Annotated in this window: 3 protein-coding genes, 1 tRNA gene and 1 pseudogene; 4 read left to right on the top strand and 1 reads right to left on the bottom strand. The window is 48.1% G+C overall.

What is annotated here, in order from left to right:
- Positions 1 to 499: pseudogene (locus Q0386_RS07870) on the top strand (hypothetical protein); the annotation flags it as partial.
- A 256-nt stretch (positions 500 to 755) separates the two neighbouring features.
- On the opposite strand, the gene Q0386_RS07865 reads toward Q0386_RS07870, so the two are convergent.
- A complete protein-coding gene (locus Q0386_RS07865; RefSeq protein WP_299029469.1) occupies positions 756 to 3,602 on the bottom strand; it encodes a pitrilysin family protein in 2,847 nt (948 codons plus the stop codon).
- A gap of 142 nt (positions 3,603 to 3,744) precedes the next feature.
- On the opposite strand from Q0386_RS07865, the gene dapB reads away from it, so the two are divergent.
- The 3 genes from dapB to Q0386_RS07850 all read left to right on the top strand — a co-directional run bounded on the left by dapB (position 3,745) and on the right by Q0386_RS07850 (position 6,511).
- A complete protein-coding gene (gene dapB / locus Q0386_RS07860; protein WP_299029466.1) occupies positions 3,745 to 4,512 on the top strand; it encodes a 4-hydroxy-tetrahydrodipicolinate reductase in 768 nt (255 codons plus the stop codon).
- A gap of 312 nt (positions 4,513 to 4,824) precedes the next feature.
- Positions 4,825 to 6,162 (top strand): amidophosphoribosyltransferase, encoded by a 1,338-nt coding sequence (purF, locus tag Q0386_RS07855; protein WP_299029462.1) that lies wholly within the window; start codon positions 4,825 to 4,827, stop codon positions 6,160 to 6,162.
- A gap of 272 nt (positions 6,163 to 6,434) precedes the next feature.
- Positions 6,435 to 6,511, top strand: a tRNA-Met gene (locus tag Q0386_RS07850).
- Positions 6,512 to 6,569: the final 58 nt, after the last annotated feature.

Raw genomic sequence — 6,569 nt, 5'->3', positions numbered from 1 at the left:
TGAAATGGGTATCGGGTTAAAAGGCATAAAAGATGAAGAGAAAAATAGACCGTTAGAACAAAGCGGCTGGGCATATCTAGGCAACTACGAAAACTACGAGCCCATGCTTGAGGTATTTATAAAATACGACCTACCTAATGCTCCGACTAAGGAGCAGCTAAAGGATGCATATAGGGAGTGCTACGATAGATATGTGCTTAGTATTTTGTTTGCATATGCAATACACAATAATGGAACACATTATTTGAAATATGAAAATTTAACAAGAAATGTGTTACAAAAATACTGCTCCGAGCAAAATTCTACCTTTAGCGACGTAAGGACTTTTATTGCTTGGGCAAACGAGTATGAAAAAGCAGATGCAATGCAAGACATCTTGTTTTCCGACAAAAAAGATAAAGTAGTATTTGAAAACAACACAACCGAATATATAATAAAGCCATACAAGAAACTAACTTCTGATGAAATAAAAAATATAGTTGAAAGCAAATATAGGTGATTTACGTAGATAACAACCGAAGTAAATCTAGTTCAAGCTCAAATTTGAAGCAAATAATCTCGGCGCAAAGACGAAGCCTAAAGATAAATTTGAGCTCGCGGCGGCACAAATTTAAAATTTAAGCGGGCAAATTTGACGAGAACGGACGCAAATTTGCCCGTCAAATTTTAAATTTGACAGCTCTCAGCCGAATCTAAAGCCAAATTTGCGCTCGTCGCCCGGGCAGCAAATAAAATTTACCGCCGAGGCTCAAATTTTACTTCGCCGAAGCGGGATTATTCACGCTTATCACGACGTTTTTCTCGTCCAGATAGAGCTTCGCCGCGTCTCTTACGTCTTGCTCGGTGAGCGCATTTACCGCCTTTTCGTACTCGTCCAGGCTCAAAACCTCATCATCGCCAAAAACCAGCTCGCGCATGACCGCGCGCGTCCAAAACTCGCCCTGAACGTAGGATTGGCGCATTTTTACGAGGGCTGATTTTTTGAAATTTTGTAGATAGCGCTGGATGTCCGCGCCGCCTTTTAGCTCGGCGACGTTTGATTTTATCTCGCCTAGCACGGCGTTTACGTTATCAGGCGCAGCCGTAAAGCCAAAATGCGCGGTGAAGCTTTGGTACGGATATTTTGCGAGATTCATATGCACGCCCAGGCCGTAGACCTGCCCGCGGTCCTCGCGCACGTCCTCGCGCAGCATCATCGAAAGCACCGCAGATAGGGCGTTTACGCGCAGTAACTCCGGGCGCGAATACTTCACGTTTTCGTTTTTCATTATCATCGCGGCGTCGCTTCGCTGCGTGGTTTGGTAGCTTCGCTTAAACTCGCGTTCGCCCGCGATCGTCCTTACACCGTCATCGACGAAATTTTCGCGTTCCGCGCGTGCGGGTAAATTTGCCAGATATTTTTGCAAGAGAGGCTCGACCGCAGTCAAATTTAGATCGCCGACCACGATAAAATCATACGAAGCCGCGTTGGTAAATTTATCCTTCACTATCTTTTTTACGTCGCTCATCTGCAGCTCGTTTATGTCCGCGGCCTCGAGCGGGTTTGTTCGCGGGTTATTTTCGTAGAAAAATCTCGCAAATTCGTCGCGAAATTTGCGCTCGGGCAGATTTTTGGTTTTTTCCAGCTTTTCAAGCTCGTTGATTTTTGTCTTTTTTAGCGCGTTTTCGTCAAATCTAGGCTCGCTAAACTCCAAAAACAGCGCGCGCAAAAGCCACTCGAAGTCCGCGCTAGCCGAGCTTGCGCTATATCCTTGCGAAAGCTGATCGATAAATTTGCTATAGCTTAGCTGCTTGCCGCTTAGGATTTTAGCCAGGTCGTAGTTGCTAAACTCCCCCGCCCCGCTCTCGTTTGAGACCTCTACTGCTAGCGCGCCCTGCTTTGGCTTGGCCAAATTTGACGTGCCGCCGCGACTAACCGCGCTTAGCCAGACGACGTCTTTTTTGGTTTTTACCTCTTTAAATGCCACGCGCGCGCCGTTTGGCAGCTCGTAAAGATAAAAATCAAGCTTCTCGTTATGTTTTTTGGAGACGAAATTTTTAGGTTTTAGCGCGCCGTAGTCGAAAAGCTCGCTCTTTGCCTGCTTTGCGGCTAGCGTATCGTATGGCTTTGCCTCCGCCCAAATTTGATCAAATTTAGCCTCGCTTAGCTTCGCCCCTTTGGCGCTAATCACGTTTAAAGTTTTTGCGTCGATGTCCAGTATCCGCCTAAATTCGGCATTTACGTCATCAAGGCTGATCTCATCAAGCAGCGCCAAAGTAACGTCGCGCAGGTCTTTTTCGCCTAGCAGCACGCCGCCGATCCTAGTCGTCTCCTCGATATCTGCCGCGACCGCGCTCAAGCGCTTATTGCCCGCTTGCAAATAGGCATTTTTAGCCGAATTTATAAAATCTTTTTTCGCGCTTTCAAAGTCCGCCTTGCTAAAGCCAAATTTCTCCACACCCTTTAAAACGCCCGCCAGATCGCTAAGCGCGCCGCTAAAATCATCCTCGACGGCATTTATCTCAAAGGCGTAAAGCACGTTTTGATCTTCGATTATCGGCGAGTAAAATCGCCCGCGTAGGGCCAAATTTCGCTGCTCGTATATCATCGCGACGAGGTCTGAGACGTAGTTTACGAGCAAATTTTGCCTGAGCCTTTGGATCTCGCCATCAAATTTGTACTTTTGCGTGAAGATCAAATTTAGCGAGTTTAGCCCGATCTCGGCCGAGTCGTAGTTGTTTACGCTAAAGCCGCTTTTTATAGGAATAGTTTTATCAGGGCTTGCGTAGTCGTTCGTGTTTTTAGCGGAGCTAAAGCTTTGCTTTATCATCTCCTCGATGCGCTTTTTATCAAAGTCGCCGACTGCGATAAATTTCATAAATCTAGGCTGATACGTCCTGCCGTAAAAGCCCTTTATGGTCGCTACGTCGACGTTTTTTACGATATTCATATCGCCGATGGGCGACCTTTTGGCGTAGATGCTATCGCCGTAGAGCTCTGGCACGCGATTTTTGATGTAAAATCTATACGCAGGCGTGTTTCTAGCGCGCTCCTCCTCGATGATGATGCCCCGCTCCTTATCCAGCTCGGCCGCGTCAAAGCTCACGCCGTCGATCCAGTCGCGAAAGACGCGGAAAACGTCCTTTAAATTTTGCTCGTTTACGTGGATTTCTAGTAGATAGCCCGTCTGATCGTAGCTAGTCTGCGCGTTTAGATCCGCGCCAAAGGCCACTCCGAGACTCTCTAGTTTTTTCACCAGCTCGTTTTTACTAAACTCGCGGCTGCCGTTAAACGCCATATGCTCGGTAAAGTGCGCCAACCCCAGCTCGTTTTCGCGCTCGTCGGTCGAGCCTATGTTTACGACTAGATAAAAATAGGCCGAATTTGCGGGCTGCTTGTTTTCCTTGACGTAGTATTTTAGCCCGTTTGCTAGCTCGCCGCTCGATATAGCGGGATCTTGGGTTAAATTTAGCTTTTGCGCGTTTTTATCTTTCGCCGTCAAATTTGACGCGCTCAAATTTGCGTCCGCCTGCCGCGTTTTAGCGGTCTGCGCAACCGGTGCTTGTTTAGCTAAAACGCTCGCCGCAAAAACAGCCAGAAATAAAAATAAAATTTTCCTCATCGTCGTCCTTTAAATTTAAAAAGTCGATTATATAGCGCGATTTTTAATATTTTTGCCCGCGCGCGGCAAAGACTACGGCCGTGCTAAATTTATTTTTTATGAAATTTATGCTAAATTTAGGCCAAATTTTAAAGGATAAATTTTGGTAAAAATAGGAATCCACGGCGCAAGCGGCAAAATGGGACGCATGATCATAGAGTGCCTAAAAAATGAGCCTGGCGCAAAGCTTAGCGCGGCTTATACGATAGAGCCGCTTGACTTTGCGTTGCCTGATGGCGTCATCCTCACGGACAAATTTGACGAGCTTTTCGCAAACTGCGACGTCGTTATCGACTTTACGATCAAAGATGGCGCGATAAACCTGCTAAACTACGCTCGCACCGATCCAAAACCGCTAGTCATCGGCACGACGGGTCTTGGCGAGGACGGCGCGAACCTGCTAAAGCTAGCAAGCGCGGCGATGCCGATACTTTACGCTACCAACATGAGCCTTGGCGTCGCGATTTTAAACCGATTGGCGGCGCTTGCGTCAAAGGCATTGCGCGAATTTGACGCCGAGATCGTCGAGCAGCACCACAGACATAAAAAAGACGCTCCAAGCGGCACGGCGCTAACGCTTGGCGAACGCGTGGCGGCAGCTAGAGGTTTAAATCTAAAAGACGTTTTGGTGACCGGTAGAGACGGGCTAGTCGGAGCTCGCAGCAAGGACGAGATCGCGATCCTAGCGGTGCGAGGCGGCGACATAGTGGGCAGGCATACGGTCGGATTTTACAACGACGGCGAGTTTATCGAGCTAAATCACACCGCAACTAGCCGCGCGACCTTTGCCAAGGGCGCGATAAAGGCGGCTATTTGGGTGGCGGGGCGAGAGAGCGGGCTGTACGGGATAGATGATTGCCTGGGGCTGTGATAATAAGCGGCTTGGCTTTTTCTACTTACTTTGCGTTGAAATTTAATTTTCAAGCTCGGCAACCCGCACGGTTAGCCTACGCTTAAAAATTAAATTTCGCCTTAATTAAGCGAAAAAATCCTGTGCCTTATCATTTTGCGTTCAAATTTTTGATAATTAAATTTTAGTATGAGAGGCAAAGTATCGCGAGATGATTTTTTGGGTTGCGCAGAAATTTTCGTCCAAGACTAGACATGTAGTCTGTCGCAGGGCGAAAATTTCAAGCTCCGCAAAAAGCGCTCGCGAGACGAGCCTCAAAAAGGAAAAATTAAAATGTGTGCGATAGTTGGAGTAATAAATTCTAAAGACGCTGCGCGAACGGCATACTACGCGCTATTTGCCATGCAACACCGAGGCCAGGAAGCAAGCGGCATCAGCGCATGCGAAAACGGCCGTATAGAAACCGTCAAGGGTCGCGGGCTAGTTACCGAAGTCTTTGACAAGACGAACCTCGAGAGTCTAAAAGGCGATATGGCGATCGGGCACAACCGCTACGCCACCGCAGGCAAAAACTCCGCCGCCGACGCGCAGCCAATCGCGGCAAACTACTCGCTAGGCCAAGTCTCTATCGTGCACAATGGCAACCTCGTAAACAAAGACGAAGTCCGCAGCGCGCTAATCGCCGAGGGCGCGATATTTCAGAGCAATATGGACACCGAAAACATCGTGCATCTCATCGCTAGAAGTCGCAGCGAACACCTACAAGACCGCATAGTCGCGGCGCTAAAGCAGATCAAAGGCGCTTACTGCCTACTCATCCAGTCACGCCATAAAATTTTCGCCATCCGTGACCGCTGGGGCGTGAGACCGCTCTCTCTTGGACGCCTAAAAGACGGCGGCTACATCGTAGCTAGCGAGACGTGCGCGTTTGATTTGGTGGGCGCGAGCTTCGTCCGCGACGTGGAGCCCGGCGAGATGCTGGTTTTCGAGCAGGGCAAAAGCGAATTTGAGAGCGTGCGCCTTTTTGAAGCCGAGCCTAGAGTTTGCGCGTTTGAGTATATTTATTTCGCGCGCCCAGATAGCGTCATCGAGGGCAAAAGCGTCTACGAAGTACGCAAAAAAATGGGCGAAACGCTAGCTAAAAAAAGCAAGATTAACGCAGACTTCGTCGTGCCGGTGCCAGACAGCGGCGTGCCGGCGGCGCTAGGCTACGCAAATGCCAGCGGGATACCGTTTGAGCTAGCCATCGTGCGCAACCACTACGTCGGCCGCACCTTCATCGAGCCGACTCAAGAGATGCGCAACCTCAAGGTTAAGCTCAAGCTAAACCCGATGGCAAGCCTGCTCAAAGGCAAAAGCATAGTCGTAGTGGACGATAGCATCGTGCGCGGTACGACCTCTAAAAAGATCGTCGAGCTACTGCGTCATGCGGGGGCGAGAGAGATACACTTTAAGGTCGCTTGCCCCGAGCTAAAATACCCCGAGCGCTACGGTATCGATACTCCAAGCTTCGAGGAGCTAATCAGCGCAAACAAAACGCCGGAGGAAGTGTGTAAATTTATCGGTGCGGACAGCCTCGAGTTTTTAGACGTGGACGAGCTAGTTAGCAGCATCGGCAGCGAGCGCAAGTACTCGTTAGTTAGCTTTGACGGAGATTATTTTATCAAGTAAATTCGGCCTTTGCCGTTTCAAATTTGACCTATTTTGGCAAATTTGAACTCGTCAAATTTGAGCGGCAAAACCCGCACCTTGAAAATGCGAATTTTAGTTTTTGACGTTTTTGCCTCAAATTTGGATTTTTATAGATTTAAATTTAATGAAATTTATGCTCGAAAATCGGCGAATCAAATTTTAAAATTTGACTTTTGGGTGCCCTACTGCGCAAAAATGAAAATATTTTATCAATATATAAGCAAACGTTGAATATAATTGCGAACTTTAACGTCACGGTAGCTCAGCTGGTTAGAGCGCTGGTCTCATAAGCCGGAGGTCGGGAGTTCAAGTCTCCCCCGTGACACCATAAAGCTCTAAAATACGGGTTTTCTACGATTTTATATCGCATTTTCCTTTCATAAAAT

It is taken from the genome of uncultured Campylobacter sp. (genome assembly GCF_938045625.1).
Taxonomy (GTDB): Bacteria; Campylobacterota; Campylobacteria; order Campylobacterales; family Campylobacteraceae; genus Campylobacter_A.
The sequence above is the reverse complement of the archived record's forward strand: the minus strand, read 5'-3'. Positions and strand labels throughout refer to the sequence as shown.

Coding starts and splice junctions, on each gene's coding strand:
- Q0386_RS07865 (WP_299029469.1), bottom strand. CDS start 3,602: ATGAGGAAAATTTTATTTTTATTTCTGGCTGTTTTTGCGGCGAGCGTT.
- purF (WP_299029462.1), top strand. CDS start 4,825: ATGTGTGCGATAGTTGGAGTAATAAATTCTAAAGACGCTGCGCGAACG.